Annotated in this window: 12 protein-coding genes; 8 read left to right on the top strand and 4 right to left on the bottom strand. The window is 65.8% G+C overall.

Going from position 1 to position 15,328, the window contains the following annotated elements; translation table 11 throughout:
* Window positions 1-115 precede the first annotated feature (115 nt).
* The 4 genes from J0X27_RS08430 to J0X27_RS08415 all read left to right on the top strand — a co-directional run bounded on the left by J0X27_RS08430 (window position 116) and on the right by J0X27_RS08415 (window position 6,506).
* On the top strand, window positions 116-1,045 hold the full coding sequence (locus J0X27_RS08430) for a cation diffusion facilitator family transporter (RefSeq protein ID WP_207271911.1): 930 nt from the start codon (window positions 116-118) through the stop codon (window positions 1,043-1,045).
* A gap of 262 nt (window positions 1,046-1,307) precedes the next feature.
* Window positions 1,308-2,228 carry an MBL fold metallo-hydrolase gene (locus tag J0X27_RS08425; RefSeq protein ID WP_207271910.1) on the top strand — a complete coding sequence of 307 codons (921 nt, stop codon included), beginning with the start codon at window positions 1,308-1,310 and terminating at the stop codon, window positions 2,226-2,228.
* A gap of 248 nt (window positions 2,229-2,476) precedes the next feature.
* Window positions 2,477-4,423, top strand: a complete 1,947-nt coding sequence (locus J0X27_RS08420; RefSeq protein ID WP_207271909.1) for an AMP-dependent synthetase/ligase — start codon at window positions 2,477-2,479, stop codon at window positions 4,421-4,423.
* 184 nt (window positions 4,424-4,607) lie between these two features.
* Complete coding sequence (locus J0X27_RS08415) at window positions 4,608-6,506, top strand: cation:proton antiporter domain-containing protein (protein ID WP_207271908.1); 1,899 nt, start codon at window positions 4,608-4,610, stop codon at window positions 6,504-6,506.
* A gap of 38 nt (window positions 6,507-6,544) precedes the next feature.
* Here the strand turns inward: J0X27_RS08415 and J0X27_RS08410 are convergent, their stop codons facing one another.
* The gene (locus J0X27_RS08410; RefSeq protein ID WP_207271907.1) at window positions 6,545-7,138 is read right to left on the bottom strand and encodes a DUF2391 family protein; all 594 of its coding nucleotides are present in this window, start codon (window positions 7,136-7,138) and stop codon (window positions 6,545-6,547) included.
* Window positions 7,139-7,293: 155 nt separating this feature from the next.
* Between J0X27_RS08410 and J0X27_RS08405 the strand changes: the two genes are divergently transcribed.
* Window positions 7,294-8,982 carry an aldehyde ferredoxin oxidoreductase family protein gene (locus J0X27_RS08405; protein ID WP_207271906.1) on the top strand — a complete coding sequence of 563 codons (1,689 nt, stop codon included), beginning with the start codon at window positions 7,294-7,296 and terminating at the stop codon, window positions 8,980-8,982.
* Window positions 8,983-9,061: 79 nt separating this feature from the next.
* Here the strand turns inward: J0X27_RS08405 and J0X27_RS08400 are convergent, their stop codons facing one another.
* From J0X27_RS08400 to J0X27_RS08390, 3 genes are all read right to left on the bottom strand, one after another.
* Window positions 9,062-9,814, bottom strand: coding sequence for a TraB domain-containing protein (locus J0X27_RS08400; protein ID WP_207271905.1), 753 nt, complete (start codon window positions 9,812-9,814; stop codon window positions 9,062-9,064).
* Between the two features lie 83 nt (window positions 9,815-9,897).
* Window positions 9,898-10,212, bottom strand: a complete 315-nt coding sequence (locus J0X27_RS08395) for a hypothetical protein (protein ID WP_207271904.1) — start codon at window positions 10,210-10,212, stop codon at window positions 9,898-9,900.
* Window positions 10,213-10,714: 502 nt separating this feature from the next.
* The gene (locus J0X27_RS08390; RefSeq protein WP_207271903.1) at window positions 10,715-11,851 is read right to left on the bottom strand and encodes a thiolase family protein; all 1,137 of its coding nucleotides are present in this window, start codon (window positions 11,849-11,851) and stop codon (window positions 10,715-10,717) included.
* A 176-nt stretch (window positions 11,852-12,027) separates the two neighbouring features.
* Here J0X27_RS08390 and J0X27_RS08385 point away from each other — a divergent pair, with 176 nt between their 5' ends.
* The 3 genes from J0X27_RS08385 to J0X27_RS08375 all read left to right on the top strand — a co-directional run bounded on the left by J0X27_RS08385 (window position 12,028) and on the right by J0X27_RS08375 (window position 15,271).
* Window positions 12,028-13,986, top strand: coding sequence for a beta-propeller domain-containing protein (locus J0X27_RS08385; protein WP_207271902.1), 1,959 nt, complete (start codon window positions 12,028-12,030; stop codon window positions 13,984-13,986).
* A 95-nt stretch (window positions 13,987-14,081) separates the two neighbouring features.
* Window positions 14,082-14,768, top strand: a complete 687-nt coding sequence (locus tag J0X27_RS08380; RefSeq protein ID WP_207271901.1) for a DUF5806 family protein — start codon at window positions 14,082-14,084, stop codon at window positions 14,766-14,768.
* A 71-nt stretch (window positions 14,769-14,839) separates the two neighbouring features.
* Window positions 14,840-15,271, top strand: a complete 432-nt coding sequence (locus J0X27_RS08375; RefSeq protein ID WP_207271900.1) for a hypothetical protein — start codon at window positions 14,840-14,842, stop codon at window positions 15,269-15,271.
* Window positions 15,272-15,328: the final 57 nt, after the last annotated feature.

Here is a 15,328-nt window from a genome sequence, read left to right as displayed (position 1 = left end):
GCGCCCAGTCGTCTGCTCCCTCTCAGCGGCTCGTCTTGATGATTGCGATGGGGCTGCCATCGACTCGAGGAACGGAACGAAAAGACCCAAGGTTAGACTGGCTCTAGGACCAGTCATGTCCGAAGCCGGTGGCGCGGACGGCGGCCGGAGTGCGTTCGCGCGGGCGTCGTGGGCGAACGTCCTCGGCAACGTCGTGAAGATCGTCGCCGAGGGAGCGGCGGGGTACGTCTTCGGGAGCGTCGCACTGCTCGCGGACGCGGCCCACTCCGTCGCGGATCTCGTCGCGAGCGTCGTCGTCCTCGTCTGGGGGCGAAGTGCGTTCGACGAACCCGACGATACCCACCCACACGGCCACACCCGAATCGAGCCCCTGACGGCGCTGTTCGTCGGTGCGGTGATCGCACTCCTCGGATTGAACCTGCTCTACCGGTCCGTCGAGGGGCTCGTCGCCGGCCCCGATATCGAGTTCAGCGTCCTGTTGCTCGTGGCGCTCGCGTTCTCGATCGCCGATATGTATCTGGTCTATCGCTACACGATCGGCATCAACGAGTCCCTGCAGTCGACCGCGCTCGCGGCGCTCGCGAAAGACTGTCTGAACGACATCTATACCTCGGTCGCCGCGATCGTCGGCGTCCTCGGCGTGCTGGTCGATCTCCCGATGCTCGACCCCATCGCGGGCGGGCTCGTCAGCCTGCTGGTCGTCTATCAGGGGGTCGAGATCGGCAGGGAAAACGTCGATTACCTCATCGGTGCCGCACCCGGCCCGCAGAAACGCGCCGAGATCACCGACTGCCTGGGAGGCCACCCCGCCGTCGAGGGCGTCCACGACCTGACCGTCTTCTACGACGGGACCGTCCTCGAGGTGGAGGTCCACGTCGAGGTCGACGGCGACATGCCGTTCCGGGAGGCCCACGACATCGAATCGGCGCTGGTCGACCGTCTGCGGGGGGTCGAGGACGTCGGAGACGCACACGTCCACCTCGATCCCTCCGGCATCGGCGAATGGAAGCAGTCGACCGAGGACTCGAGCTGTCGTAACCACTGAAACGGGGTCCAGACCGACCCTAGTGCCCTCCTGCGACCGGGTGTGTATCGACGTCGTTCGATCGGGTATTGACGTTGTGCGACCGGGTGTACAGTGACGTCCAGTCGCTGCGATCTGCGGCGGCGGTGCCGTCCACCGTGGCGCGTGGCAACGTCGCCACGAAGACGCGGCCTCGGCGAAATCGACGGTCGCGGACGTCGTCGTCGTCACGGGAGGTCGCCGCGACGCGAGCTTTTATGCTGTCCGATGACAGGCTACAGATATGGCAATCGGAGACGTTCGCGAAGTCACGGCCGGTGACTGTTCGGATCTCTACTATCTCGATACCGGAATGTACGACACGAGCGAATACGGGGCCGTCTACGTCCTCGACGACGACCGTCCCGCCGTCGTCGACACCGGCATCGGAACCAACTACGATTTGCTTCGTGACGCACTCGACGAGGTCGGGATCGCACAGGACGACCTCGAGGTCATCGCACTGACACACGTTCATCTCGACCACGCGGGCGGTGCAGGCTTTCTCGCGGCGGACTACCCGAACGCCGACGTCTACGTCCCCGCCCTCGGGGCCGACCACATGGCCGACCCCTCGCGGCTGGTCGCGGGGACGAAAAACGCCGTCGGCGAACAGTGGGAGTACTACGTGGAGCCGGAGCCGATCCCGGAAGAGCGGATCGTCGAGATCGAAGACGGCGACACGATCGACCTCGGGACCCACGACCTGCGCGCCCACGAGGCTCCCGGTCACGCACCCCACCAGGTCGTCTTCGAGGACCTCGCCAACGACGCCGTTTTCGTCGCCGACGCCGCCGGCATCTGGGTGCCCGAAACCGAGCAGATCAGGGAAACGTCACCGCCGTCGAACTTCGACCTCGAGCAGTGTCTCGCGGACCTCGAGACGCTGGCCGAACTCGATCCGAACGTGTTCTGCTACCCCCACTTCGGGCCGCGCTACATCGGCGACGACGTCGAGGGGGCACTCGAGGAGTACGCGACGGTCCTCGAGGAGTGGGTCGACGCGGTCGCCGCCAAGCGCCGAGAGCTCGCGGACGACGAGACGGTCGTCGACCACTTCGCCGAAGCGGCCGAGATGGACGACGTCTGGGGCGAGGAGAAGTCGAGCGCCGAGGCGAGGCTGAACACCCGCGGCGTCCTCGGCTATCTCGACCACCGGGAGTGACGCCGTTCCCGCTCGTCTCGACCACCCCCCGTCTGTCAGGTTCCGTCGACCGTCTGTCGGTTCCGTCGACCGTCTGTCGGTTCCGTCGACCGTCTGTCGGTTCCGTGGCCGTCGGTCCGTTTCCGTCACGTGGCCGAAACCGGCTATGACCGGGATTTTTCGCCGGTTCGCGGAAGGGTTATAAACGCTATCAACGATGCAACCAGTTTCATCACGTTTTATCGCACGGGAACCACTCGCACGCATATATGGACTGGCGGGATGCCGAACGAGAGTACGAGGACGAGGTCATCGGGGAGACGACGCTCGCACGGATGTTCGAGGACTCGGCCGAGCGTAATGCGAATCGGCCGGCACAGAAGTACAAAGGCGGCGTCTACGACCGGTCGCTCACCGGGTCGGTGCTTCCCGCTGCGACGTCCGGCGAGTTCGGAACGATCTCCTACGCCGAGATGCGCGACGTCGTTCGCATGCTCTCGGCAGGGTTTCGTGACCTGGGAGTCGAGGCGGGGGATCGGATCGGCCTCTTCTCGAACACCCGAATGGAGTGGGCCCAGTCGGACTTCGCCCTGCTGGGGGCCGGCGCAGTCGTCACGACCGTCTACACGAGTTCCTCGCCGAATCAGGTCCGATACCTGCTCGACGACCCCGACGCCGACGGCGTCGTCGTCGAGAACGAGGCCCTCCTCGAGAACGTCCTCGAAGTCGAGGCCGATCTGGACCTCGAGTTCATCGTCTCGATCGACGACTTCGACGGCTACGACGACCGCGACGATATCCTGACGCTCGGTGAGGTATACGCTCGCGGCGAGGAAACGTTCGACCTCGAGGCCTACGAACAGCGGATCGAGGAGACCGAATTCGACGATCTGGCGAGCCTGATCTACACGAGCGGAACGACGGGCCAGCCCAAAGGGGTACAGTTGACCCACAAGAACTTCCGGTCGAACGTCAACGGGATCCGAAAGCGGATCGGGCCGCGGCCGGACAAGGGCGACGACGTACCGGTGTTGGACGACGAGTCGCTGGCGATGTCGTACCTGCCGCTGGCACACGTCTTCGAGCGGACGGCCGGCCACTTCGTGCTCTTTGCGAGCGGTGCCTGTGTCGCCTACGCGGAGAGTCCGGACACGCTCCAGGAGGATTTCAGCACGGTCAGCCCGACGGCGGCCACGAGCGTCCCTCGCGTCTACGAGAAGATCTACGACGCCATCCGCGAGGAGGCCAGCGGATCGGCGATCTCCGAACGGATCTTCGAGTGGGCCACGGACGTCGGCGTCGAGTATCAGCGGACCGACTCGCCGGGAGCGATTCTGAACGCCAAGCAGGCACTGGCCGACAAACTCGTCTTCTCGTCGGTTCGGGAGGCGCTGGGCAGCGATATCGAGATCCTCATCAGCGGCGGCGGGAGCCTCTCGCCGGAACTCTGTCGGCTCTATCACGCGATGGGGCTCCCGATCTACGAGGGGTACGGGCTGACCGAGACGTCACCGGTCGTCACGAGCACCCCGCCCGAGGAGGTGAAGATCGGAACGATCGGTCCGGCGCTCGTCAACGTCGACCTGCGAGTCGACGAGACCGTCGCCGACCAGGAGGCGTTCGAAGACGACCCCGGCGAGGTCGGCGAACTCCTCGTCAAGGGACCGAACGTCACGCAGGGCTACTTGAACAAACCCGGGGCGACCGAGGGTGCGTTCACGCAGGACGGCTGGTTCCGGACCGGTGACATCGTCCACCTGCGGCCCGACGGCTACCTCGAGTTCCGCGATCGGGTCAAACAGATCATCGTCCTCTCGACGGGGAAAAACGTCGCACCCGGCCCGATCGAGGACGCCTTCGCCGCCAGCGAGATCGTCGAGCAGGCGATGGTCGTCGGGGACGGCGAGAAGTTCATCGGCGCGTTGCTGGTCCCCAACACGCCCCACATCCGCGACTGGGCCGACACGGAGGGGATCGATCTGCCCGACGACCCCGAAGCGATCTGTGACGACGACCGGGTCCGCGAATACGTCCAGCAGGAGGTCGACAGAGTCAACGAGAACTTCGAGAAACACGAGACGATCAAGCAGTTCGAACTCGTGCCCCTGGAGTTCACGGAGGAAAACGACATGCTCACCCCGACGATGAAGAAGAAACGACGCGTCATCCTCGAGCGGTTCGAGGACCGCATCGAACGGATCTACGGAGACGATTGAGCGTTCCCGGCGGGGTACGGTCGCGTTCACTCTCTCACGAGGTTCGAGCGGCTCGGTACTGGGTTGCCAACGACAGCACGGCCGGTTCTCACAGGAGTTAACCGGTTGGACTGAGTCTGTCGAGGCGAATGGACGGACCAGCAGCGTCAGTATGTCGACCGAACGCAGGGCGACAGCGACGACTATGACCGGGGCAGAAGGCGGTGCCGATTTGCTCCTCCTGGTCGCCTCGATCGTCGGTCTCGGCGTCGTCTCACAGCTTCTTTCGGCCCGATTCCGCGTTCCGAGCGTCCTCTTTCTCATTGCCTCCGGCGTCGCGATCGGACCGGAAGGGCTCGGCGTGTTGACCATCGACTCCTTCGGCGAGAGCGGACTCTCGACGATCGTCGGGCTCTCGGTCGCCATCATCGTGTTCGAGGGGGCGTTCCATCTCAAGATCGACAAGATCAAAAAGGCACCAGCGGCCGTGGTACGGCTGACCACGATCGGCGCGGCCATCGCGTTTCTCGGCACCGCCGGCGCGGTCCGGTTCTTTCTCGGTGCCAACTGGGACATCGCGCTGTTGATCGGTGCGCTCCTGATCGCGACGGGACCGACGGTCGTCACGCCGATTCTGAAGGTCGTCCCCGTCCGGGATCGGGTCGCAGCAACTCTCGAGACGGAGGGGATCGTCAACGACGTGACGGCGGCGATCCTCGCGGTCGTACTGTTCAAAGCGATGACCGTTCAGGAGACCCACGCCGATATCTACCTGCAACTGTTCGCTGAGCGGCTCGGGACGGGACTCCTCGTCGGCGTCGTCGTCGCCGCGGTCGTCTGGTCGGTGCTCCAGTACGTCGATCTCTCGCCGGACAACGCACCGCAAAACGCCCGGTTGCTCACCCTCGCGGGAGCGATCGTCGCCTTTGGGGCGGCCGATTACGTCTTCTCGGAGGCGGGCGTGGCGGCCGCGGCCACGGCCGGACTGATCCTCGGCAACGCCGGACTCCCCTACGAGGAGGAGATCGAGGCGTTCAAAGGCGACATTACGCTGATCGTCCTCTCGTTCGTCTTCATCACGCTCGCGGCACTGCTCGAGTTCGAGCAGTTGTTCGCGCTCGGGCTCGGCGGCGTGGCCGTCGTCGTGGCTGTGATGTTCGTCTTGCGACCGCTTTTGGTCTTTCTGACGACCCGAGGCGACCGGTTTACGTTCCGGGAGACGCTGTTCATGAGCTTCGTCGGCCCGCGGGGTATTATCCCCGCGTCGGTCGCGACTCTGTTCGCGATCCGGCTGCAGACCGGGGTCTCGGAGGGCGGTGCCCCGCCGACGAACCCGCCTGGCGCGGACCTGCTCGTCGGAACGGTCTTCCTCGTCATCCTCGTGTCGGTCGTCCTCGAGGGCGGCCTGGCCCGGCAGATCGCGGAGAAACTCGACGTGATACCCATGCGTGTACTCATCATCGGCGGCGGCCGCGTCGGTCGCTCGCTGGCAGAACGGCTCGAAGCGCGCGGCGAAAACGTAGTACTGATCGAGGAGGATCGGTCGGTCCTCGAAGAGCTTCGCAACGACGGATTCACTGCCCGCGAGGGCGACGGGACCGATGTCGATGTGTTACGCGGGGCCGGTGCGGAGAACGCCAGAACCGTCGTCGCGGCGACCGGCGACGACGACGCGAACCTCCTCGTGGCACAGCTCGCGCAGTCGAACTTCGACGTCGAGAACGTGATTGCCCGGGCGAACCAGCCGTCGAACGCGTCGGCCTTCGAGAATCTCGGCGTCGAGACGATCTCGGCGGCCGAGTCGACCGCGTGGGCGATCGACAACCAGATCGAACGCCCCGCGCTCTCGAACTGGATGTCCGAACTCGGTCGTTCCGGCGACGTACAGGAAATCGAGGTCACCAACGAGGCCCTCGTCGGACAGCAGATCGTCGATCTCGGCGGGGAGCTCCCGAACGGCGTCCTCATCGCCCTCGTGAGCCGCAACGGGACGAGCGAAGTGCCGACCCCCGACGTCGAACTCCAGCACGGTGATCACATTACGCTCATCGGCCGGACCGAGGCGGTTCGCGAGGCGATCGAACAGTGTGGCAAACCGGTATAAGCGTCAGCTCGAGCTGAGCGCGTCGGTGCGAACGCTGCTCAGGAGTCGTCTACGGGCAGGTGTTCGGCTTCGCCGGGCAGGATATCTCCCAGCGAGCCGCCAAGCGCCATCGCGGTAAAGACGACCGAGACCTGACAGAGATTGATCCACGGCTCGTCCCAGGTTACCCGGCCCCACAGCGTCAGCAGGCCCGCAGCGGTCGCGAACGCGATGAGCAACACCCAGACCGGGCGACGCGGAACCAGACCGAAGTAGGGGTTGTGGATCTGTACCTCCCGGAAGTCGGCGACGTAGAGGATGCCGATGACGAGCGCGACCGTGAACGCGAGGTTCACGACCAACAGGGGCGGGTGGGTCGCGAGGAACGCGCCGATGCTCATGACGCCGTCCTCGACCAGCATCGGGAGGCCGATGACGACGCTGCCCACGAACGCCTCTGCCTTGTCCTTCCGGGTGAAGCCGGTGATGACCTTTCCGACGGTCGGGTTGTGTGAGAGCCGACTGACCAGCCGCATGGTCCGACGGACCTCCGTCCGTTCGTCCGACGTATCGACCGTCTCCTCGAGCGTCTCGAGTTGCTCGTAGATGTCGTCGATGGTCGTCGTCTCGGTCGATTCGTCCGGCTGGGACATGCACGGGACCAGACACCACGGGTAGATAAAGACGCCCACATATCACCGATAGCCGTGGTTCCCCGCTCTCAGAACCTATCATATATCCGTTTTGTTGAGGAGACGCGCCGGAAAAACCGATACCGTTTTGCGGCCGTGTCGATCACTATGGTACTATGAAACACGTACGGGGACCGCTGTGTTCGATCGACGTCGGCGAGCGAACTGCGGAGACCGAGGAGATCGACGGCCTCCTCGAGTCGTATATCGGGGGGCGGGCGCTCGGGACGAAACTCGCACACGATCGGATCCCGTTCGACGCCGATCCGCTGGGGAGCGACAACCGGCTGTACTTCGCGACGGGGCCGATGCAATACTCGACGATGAGTTTCACCGGTCGGATGTCGGCGACGGGTCTCTCGCCGCTGACCGACGGGTTGCTCTCCTCGAACGCCGGCGGGTTCCTCTCGCGGAACTTCACCGGCACGGGATACAGCGCCGTCGAGATCACCGGCGCGAGCGACGAACTCGTGATCGTCCACGTTACCGACGAGGGCGTCGAGTTCGAGGCGGTCCCGGAACTCGAAGAAGCGACCGTTCCCGAGACCTGCGAGTACCTCGAGGACGAACACGACCTCGGCTCGGAGCACACGACGGTTATCGGCCCAGCCGGTGAGAACGACGTTCGCTTCGCCTCGATCATGACCTCCGAGGAGCGAGCCTTCGGCCGCGGTGGGCTCGGTGCCGTTCTGGGCTCGAAAAACGTCAAGGCGATCACCTTCGACGGCGACTCGACCACCGAGATCGAGATCCCGCCGCTCCAGATGGAGATCCACGGCGAGGCCGCCAACTCCGACAGCCCGATGCGGGATCAGGGGACGACCTCCGTCGCCGAGTACGCGAACATGGTCGAGGCCCTGCCGAGTTACTACTTCTCGGAACTCTCCTTCGAGGGCATCGAGGGCGTCAGCGGCGACCGCGTCGAGGAGAAGAAGTACAAGAAAGGCACTTGCTCGTCGTGTGCCTTCGCCTGCAAACTCCCGACGCGAGACGAGGAGTCGGGCCTCGAGACCGAGGGCCCCGAGTTCGAGACGCTGATGGCGTTCGGACCGAACTCGGGCGTCGACGACATCGTCGACGTGATGAAGTCGAACAAGCTCTGTGACGTGTACGGGCTGGACGCGATCTCCTGTGGGGACACCGTCGCGGCCTACCTCGCCAGCGAGGACGAGTTCGGCAACGTCGACCTCATTCACGACCTCGTCGAGAAGATCGCCTACCGCGAGGACGTCGGCGACACGCTCGCGGAGGGCGTCGACCGCGTCCACGAGGACCTCGGCGTCGAGAACTGGTCGGTCAAGGGCATGGAGTTCGCCGCCCACGACGGCCGCACCTTGAACGGCCAGGGACTGGCCTTCGCCACCTCGAATCGCGGTGCCGACCACATGTACGCCGAGTTCTACCCCTACGAGTACCCGCTCGTCGACGCCGACGACGCCTTCGACAAGGACGGTCTCGAGGGCAAGCCACCGAAAGTCGTCGAACTCGAGAACATCAACGCGATCAAGGACAGCGCCGTCTTCTGTAAGTTCTCGCGGGACTTCCTGAGCGAGGAGCGCATGGAGACGCTGCTGGACGCCGACTACGACGAGTTGCTCGCACTCGGCGGCGAGGTCGTCGCGATGGAACGACACTTCAACAACCAGCGTGGGTTCGACCGTAGCGACGACCGACTCCCATACGAGATTCCGGCGTTCGAACAGGGGCTCGACGAGTACTACGCCGAACGCGGCTGGAACGACGACGGCACCGTCCCCGAGACGCGGTTCGAGGGCGGAAGCGGCGCTGCACCGGCCGACGACTGATTTCGACGGCGATTCTTTTCCCGACGAACGGCCGGTCGGCTGCTCGCGGGTGCGTCGAGTACCCGTGACACAGCCCATCTCAGTCGATCGGAATTCGAGTGACCGTTCGATCGGGCGATCTGATCGGAACGATCGGCCGCGGCTCGTCGTCGTGGACCGCCAGCTCCTCGAGCCGTCGCTGGATGCCGTTGTGGTGGCCCGCGCCGATGACTGCGACCACGTCCGCGCCCTCGCGGCGGAGGGCGTGGAGTCGCCGTGCCATCGCTCGATCGCGTCGATCGATCACGACCGCCGCGATCTCGGGGAACAGCCGCCGCAGGTGGTCGATCGCCGGCTGGACGTCGTCGCCGCTCGTGATCTCTTCGAACGGGAGCGCCAGCAGGTCGAACTGCTCGGCGTACTCCTCCGGTCCCATCGACTGCATTCGGACCATCGTTTTCGGGATCGTCAGCGGCCCGAACCGACGCGCGAGGGCCGACACGATCTCGTCGATCGGCTCGTCGACGAGCGCGACGTCGAGATTCCGTTCGGCGGCAGTCTCGATGGCTGCCTCCATGTCGGTCTGCTCGGGATCGAGGCCGTACGACCGGACGATCGTGCGCTGGAGTGCCCGTAGCACGCCGGACGCGGCCGCGGCCGGTGGTGGCAACTGACGGGTCAGGTCGTCGAGAGCCGGGTCGGCGGCGCGCTCGAGGCGCTCGAAACGGGACTCGTCGAGTTCGACGGCGACGAGGTCGGGCTCCGCCTCGCGGATCGTCTCCCGGACGCGACGGCGATGCGTCGGCGAGAAGTGAACGCTGGGGACGAGGGTGATCGTTCCGTGGGTGGACATCACGGTGTTCGTTCGTTCGCCAGCGGCTTGAATCTCCGACCCCCTGGCGGCGCTCGAGCCCGGCCCCTGTCCTCCCTCGAGGGTTACTCGTCGTCTCCCTCCTCGGCCGGCGAGAGCCGGTCGTCACCGCGTGAGGGCAGTGACGTGTCGTCGGCTCGCGAGGGATGAATGTTGACGTTGTTCCCTCGGTACGGATCGTTCTCCGGATCGTACGACAGCTCGCTGCGCTCGAAGAGGTAGATGAAAAAGCCGATCAGCGGGATACAGAAGGTGATCGCCGCCCACTTTTTCGGCGGCTCGAGGCCGACCCGGCCGGCGTCGTAGTAGGCTACGGCGGTCAACCCGAGATGCCAGGCGAGCGGGATCCCGACGAGGATCGCGAGGAGACCCGTGTTCATAGGTGGGCGTAGGACTCGAGCGTATAAAATGACCGGCCACGACGTGCGTTCCGACCTCGAAGTCGGGGAGCATCGCCTTCGAGCCGACGACGTGAACGCCCGTGTCGCATCGAGCGTTGGGACGGACCGGCTGTCGTCGCGGCCGTGAGAGCCGCCGGTTCGGGGCAGTCGTCCGTCGATGGGTGTGGGTTGCCACACCCTCCCCAACCGATTCGCTCGCTCCGGAGTCGCTCGCTCATCCCTCGCGCGGCTTTTTCGGCCGCCCTCGGTATCACTCGGGCGGCCGACAGCGCGCGCCACCACGTGCTTTCGTCTCGCTCGTCACACCGCTCACGGGTCACTTCGTTCCCCGTCTGCTCGCGGGCCGACGGCCCGCTCGCATGGTCCGAGGGACGCAGTGCGGCCCTCGCTATTCGCGTTCCGCGGTTCTCACTCGCTTCGCTCGTTCCGAACCGCGCTCCTCGCTTGCAAAACCTGGACCAAAAGGCCCAGATCAATCGTCTCAGTTGACGTCGAACTCGATCGCCGCACCCTGTCCGAAGCCGACACACAGCGTCGCCAGCCCGAGGCCGCCGCCGCGCTTCTGGAGTTCGTGGATCAGGGTGACGGGGAGGCGAGCGCCCGAGGCCCCCAGCGGGTGGCCGAGCGCGATTGCGCCGCCGTTGACGTTGAAGATCTCGGGATCGATGCCGAGTTCGTCGCGGGAGTAGATCGACTGGCTCGCGAAGGCCTCGTTGAGTTCGACGAGATCGTACTCGTCGACGTCGCGGCCGTTGCGCTCGAGCAGGCCCCGCGTCGCCGGGACCGGGCCGATTCCCATGACGGTGGGGTCGACGCCGGCGACGTTGTTCCGGCCGACCTCGGCCATGATCTCGAGGTCGTGTTCCTCGGCGAAGGCCTCGCTGGTGATCAGCAGGGCGGACGCGCCGTCGGAGATCTGGGAGGCGTTACCGGGCGTGACGGTCCCGTCTTCCTTGAAGACGGTTGGGAGTTCGGCGAGTTTCTCGGGGGTCGTGCCCGGTCGGATGCCCTCGTCTTCCTCGACGGTGCCGTCCTCGGTTTCGATCGGGACGATTTCGTCGTCGAACCGGCCGTCCTCGGTCGCCTCGGTGGCGCGTTGCTGGCTGCGGGCGGCGTACTCGTCCTGTTCCTCGCGGCTGACGCCGTACTCCTCGGCGACTTTCTCGGCGGTCATTCCCATCTGGAGGTCCCCGAGGTCGTACAGCTCGGAGATCTTCGGGTGGATGTGGCCGTAGCTCTCGCCCATCGCGACGCGGCTCATGCTCTCGACGCCGCCGGCGATGATGGCGTCTCGGTTGCCGGCCGCGATGGCGTCGGAGGCGGAGATGACCGACTGCATCGAGGAGGCACACCAGCGGTTGATCGTCGTCGCCGGAACCGACTCGCCCAGCTCGGAGAGCAGGGCGATGACGCGGGCGAGGTTGTTGTCTTGCTCCTCGCGTTGCTGGGCACAACCCCACATCAGATCGTCGATCTCCTCGCCGGAGAGGCCGGTTTCGGCCAGAATCTCGTCGATCAGCGGCACCGAGAGGTCTTCGCTGCGAACGTCGGCGTACACGCCGTCTTCTTTCCCCTGTGGCGTCCGTACTGCCTTGACTACGACTGGCGTCTGTGACATATACTACCGCATGCCCCTCACGAACTTAAATCCGGTCGAACTCTCGAGGGCGGGAAAAGCGTTTATCGGTTTGAACGGCGACGAATGGCCGGCTTTCGCGGTGCGTCCGTCGCCTCGGTGAAAGTGTCCTTTCACCTAGCGGTGCCCCCTTGTTACGGGGCCCGGTGTACGGGAATATGGCAAGTCGACGACGGCTGATCGCGGTCGCCCTCGCGGCGCTGCTCGTGGGATCGGTCCTCGGGGCCGGTCTGACGGCGCTGACGGACGAGGGCACTGCGGGAACCGACGACGAGCGAGCCGGCAGTCCGATCGACGGTGCCGGCGAGCCCGAATTGACGACGTTCGCCTCCGACGAGGCCTTTGCAGCGTACTTCGACGACCAGTCACGAACGGGTCGAGTGAGTGGGCCCTCGCCGATCACTCGCGGGGGTGGGCCCGACGTGACGGTCGAGACCGAACAGGACGTCGCGATGGAGGCCGACGACGCGGCCGACGGCGGGTCGGGCGTCACTACCGCACCCTCGGGCGACGGTGGCGGCGGGGAGCCACGATACTCCGAGACGAACGTCCAGGAGGCCGCGCTGGACGAACCGGACGTCCTGAAAACCGACGGCGAATCGGTCTACTACGCGGGGTATCGGTACGCCTCGAGCTGGGAGGAGACGAGCGTCGTCGACGTGAGCGATCCCGCCGACCCCGAAGCCGTGGGCTCGATCCCGCTGTCCGGGGAGTTGCTCCTGACGGGCGAGACGCTCGTCGTCCTCGGCGACGAGGCGGCCGCCGGCTACGACGTGAGCGACCCGGCCGATCCCCAGCGGGAGTGGCGGACCGACCTCGAGGCGTCCGTCGAGACCGCCCGCCTGTTCGACGGCGACCTCTATCTCGTCCTGGTCGACCGGCCGGGCAGTGACCCCTGCCCGATCGAGCCCTACGGCGACCGGGCCATCGAGTGTACCGACGTCGTTCGTCCGGCCGCCGACGCGGACGCCGACGCCGTCTACACTGCCGCCCGCGTCGACCCCGAGACGGGGACCCTCGAGAGCGAGGAGAGCGTCGTCGGCTCGCGATCGCTGTCGGCCACCTACGTCTCCGAGAACGGGATCTACCTCTCCTACACTCGCTCGACGGGACAGTACGAACTGCGACACTCCTACCTGACGAGCGAGAACGGCACTGCGCTGGTCGACGCCGAGACGCGAGAGCGCGTGGCCGCCCTCGAGTCGCTCGGGATCTCCGACCGGGCGAAAGCGGTCGAACTCCGGGCGATCCTCGACGACTGGTACGCGGGGATGGACGACGAGGAGCGCGACGCGGCCCGCCGCGCGTTCGAGGAGGGGCTGGCGGCCCACGCCGAGGCGAATCAGCGCGACCTGACGACGACCGGGATCGTCCGCATCGACATCGACGGCGAGTTGACCGCCGACGCGAGCGGGGAGGTCCCCGGAACCCCGCTCGATCAGTTCTCGATGGACGAACACGACGCCCACCTGCGGATCGCGACGACGATTCCCCGAACCCACGGGGCCGACTCGGAGAACGACGTCTACGTCCTCGACTCGGACCTCGAGACGGTCGGGTCGGTGACCGGGCTCGGGATCGACGAGCGGGTGTATTCCGTCCGCTTCGACGGTGACGAGGGCCACGTCGTCACCTACCGCGAGATCGATCCCTTCTACACGCTCGATCTCTCGGATCCGACGGACCCCGTCGTCGAGGGGAAACTCAAACTGCCCGGGTTCTCGGAGTACCTCCACCCGCTCGAGGACGATCTCGTGCTCGGGGTCGGCCAGGAGGATCGCCGGCCCAAGGTCACGCTCTTCGACGTGAGCGATCGCGAGGACCCCGTCGAACTCGATTCGAAGATCCTCGAGGACGAGCGCTACAGCGACGTCAGTCGAACCCACACGGCCTTCCTGCAGGACGAGGACCACGGCGTGTTCTTCGTTCCGGGCAGCGACGACAGCTACGTCTTCGACTACCGGGGCGGCGACCTCGAGGAGGTCGCCCGCGTCGACGTCGGCGGTCGCGGCACTCGCGCGATGTACGTCGACGACTACCTCTCCGTCTTCGGCGGCGACGAGGTCGTCGTTCTCGACGAGCGGACCTGGGAGGTGGCGTCGCGGCTCGACCTGTAACCGGATCGTCCCGGCCGCGGACTGTTTCCGGTCGACCGGCGGACCGCTCACGGGGGAGGGGAACGCTTTTGGCCGCCGTTTGGCAAGTCAATCCCATGGATGGCAACGAGGCGGTCGACCGTTCCGACGCCGACCGTCGGGAACGGACCGACCAGTCGGCCGGAACGGACGACGACTCGAGCGGTGACGCGGCCGCTTCGACGGCCGGTGACGAGCGAGCCGACGACAGTGACGGATCGATGCCGGGCGTTCCGGACCCCGAGTCGGCGGCGAACGACGTCCCCGAGGACGTGCAGAAGTACGCTCGATTTACGAAGATGGACGGCGCACAGTACGATCGGGTCAACGAGTTCCTGCGGGATCGGACCTACATCACCGCCCGCGAGTGGGCCATCGCCCGCCTCTGTTCGGACTTTCGGACCGAGACCGGCGTCGAAATGACCAAGATCGGGGAGAACCTGCCCGAGCTGGTTCCGTTCATGACCGACACCTACTCGCCGCAGGCGGTCAATCAGGCCCGCTCGTCGTTCGAGGACAAGGTTCGAACCGCCGGCGCGACCTTCCTCTATGGCGCGATGTGTGACTTCTTCACCGCCGAGGAACTCGACGACGTGATGTACGAGGCCACCGAGGTCGCCAAGTTCCTCCTCGAGGTCGAGGGCGTCGACCTCTCCGTCGAGGACGAACTCGAGGCCGAGGAACGCATCTCGAGTGTCATGCGGGAAGTTCGGGAAGCCAGCGAGGAGCTCCGTGCGGAGGATCTCGCCGACGGCGATGCGTAGGCGACAGGCCCGTTCCCGCGGCGCGTGACCGCGAACTATCTTGTGGGTGCAGTGATTCGGTCACGGTATAGATGTCCGATTCCCCCGATGTCCAGTTGAACTCGACCGAGAACGGACAGCGAATGGCCACGCTGATCGGCATCGGTGCCGGTATCCTCGACGTGCCGGCGTTCGCGTATCTGGGCCTCCTGTTGTTCGACGATCTCGTGTTCGGTGCGTTCGTCGGACTCCTGGTCGGCCTCGGGACGTACCTATTCCTTCCCGTGGCGATGGCGGACGACGGAACTCACACTCCCGAGGAGACACCGCCGATGGACACGTCCCATCCGCTCCGTCGCTTCCACCGGGCGGCGGCTGGGCTCGCACTCATGCCGGCCGGAATCCTCCTGTTCGCCTGGGGACTCGTCTCCCAGACGCTCCTCCTCGGCGTCCTCGCCACGTCCGTCATCGCGGCGGTGATCTACGTGTCGCTTGCGGTACTGCTCCCCCAACGGCTCGCCTGAGGAGTGGCCGACACCACTCGCCGGGCCGCCGATTCGAGCGGGAAAGCCGGTCGAGTG

The sequence above is a fragment of the Natrinema longum genome (assembly GCF_017352095.1).
In the GTDB taxonomy this organism is placed as follows: domain Archaea; phylum Halobacteriota; class Halobacteria; order Halobacteriales; family Natrialbaceae; genus Natrinema; species Natrinema longum.
This window is presented reverse-complemented; position numbering and strand designations above follow the sequence as displayed.

What these genes read in the sequence shown, in the direction of transcription:
- J0X27_RS08410 (WP_207271907.1), bottom strand. Translation starts at nt 7,138, where the DNA reads ATGTCCCAGCCGGACGAATCGACCGAGACGACGACCATCGACGACATC.
- J0X27_RS08385 (WP_207271902.1), top strand. Translation starts at nt 12,028, where the DNA reads ATGGCAAGTCGACGACGGCTGATCGCGGTCGCCCTCGCGGCGCTGCTC.
- J0X27_RS08405 (WP_207271906.1), top strand. Translation starts at nt 7,294, where the DNA reads ATGAAACACGTACGGGGACCGCTGTGTTCGATCGACGTCGGCGAGCGA.
- J0X27_RS08390 (WP_207271903.1), bottom strand. Translation starts at nt 11,851, where the DNA reads ATGTCACAGACGCCAGTCGTAGTCAAGGCAGTACGGACGCCACAGGGG.
- J0X27_RS08415 (WP_207271908.1), top strand. Translation starts at nt 4,608, where the DNA reads ATGACCGGGGCAGAAGGCGGTGCCGATTTGCTCCTCCTGGTCGCCTCG.
- J0X27_RS08380 (WP_207271901.1), top strand. Translation starts at nt 14,082, where the DNA reads ATGGATGGCAACGAGGCGGTCGACCGTTCCGACGCCGACCGTCGGGAA.
- J0X27_RS08420 (WP_207271909.1), top strand. Translation starts at nt 2,477, where the DNA reads ATGGACTGGCGGGATGCCGAACGAGAGTACGAGGACGAGGTCATCGGG.
- J0X27_RS08395 (WP_207271904.1), bottom strand. Translation starts at nt 10,212, where the DNA reads ATGAACACGGGTCTCCTCGCGATCCTCGTCGGGATCCCGCTCGCCTGG.
- J0X27_RS08425 (WP_207271910.1), top strand. Translation starts at nt 1,308, where the DNA reads ATGGCAATCGGAGACGTTCGCGAAGTCACGGCCGGTGACTGTTCGGAT.
- J0X27_RS08430 (WP_207271911.1), top strand. Translation starts at nt 116, where the DNA reads ATGTCCGAAGCCGGTGGCGCGGACGGCGGCCGGAGTGCGTTCGCGCGG.
- J0X27_RS08400 (WP_207271905.1), bottom strand. Translation starts at nt 9,814, where the DNA reads ATGTCCACCCACGGAACGATCACCCTCGTCCCCAGCGTTCACTTCTCG.
- J0X27_RS08375 (WP_207271900.1), top strand. Translation starts at nt 14,840, where the DNA reads ATGTCCGATTCCCCCGATGTCCAGTTGAACTCGACCGAGAACGGACAG.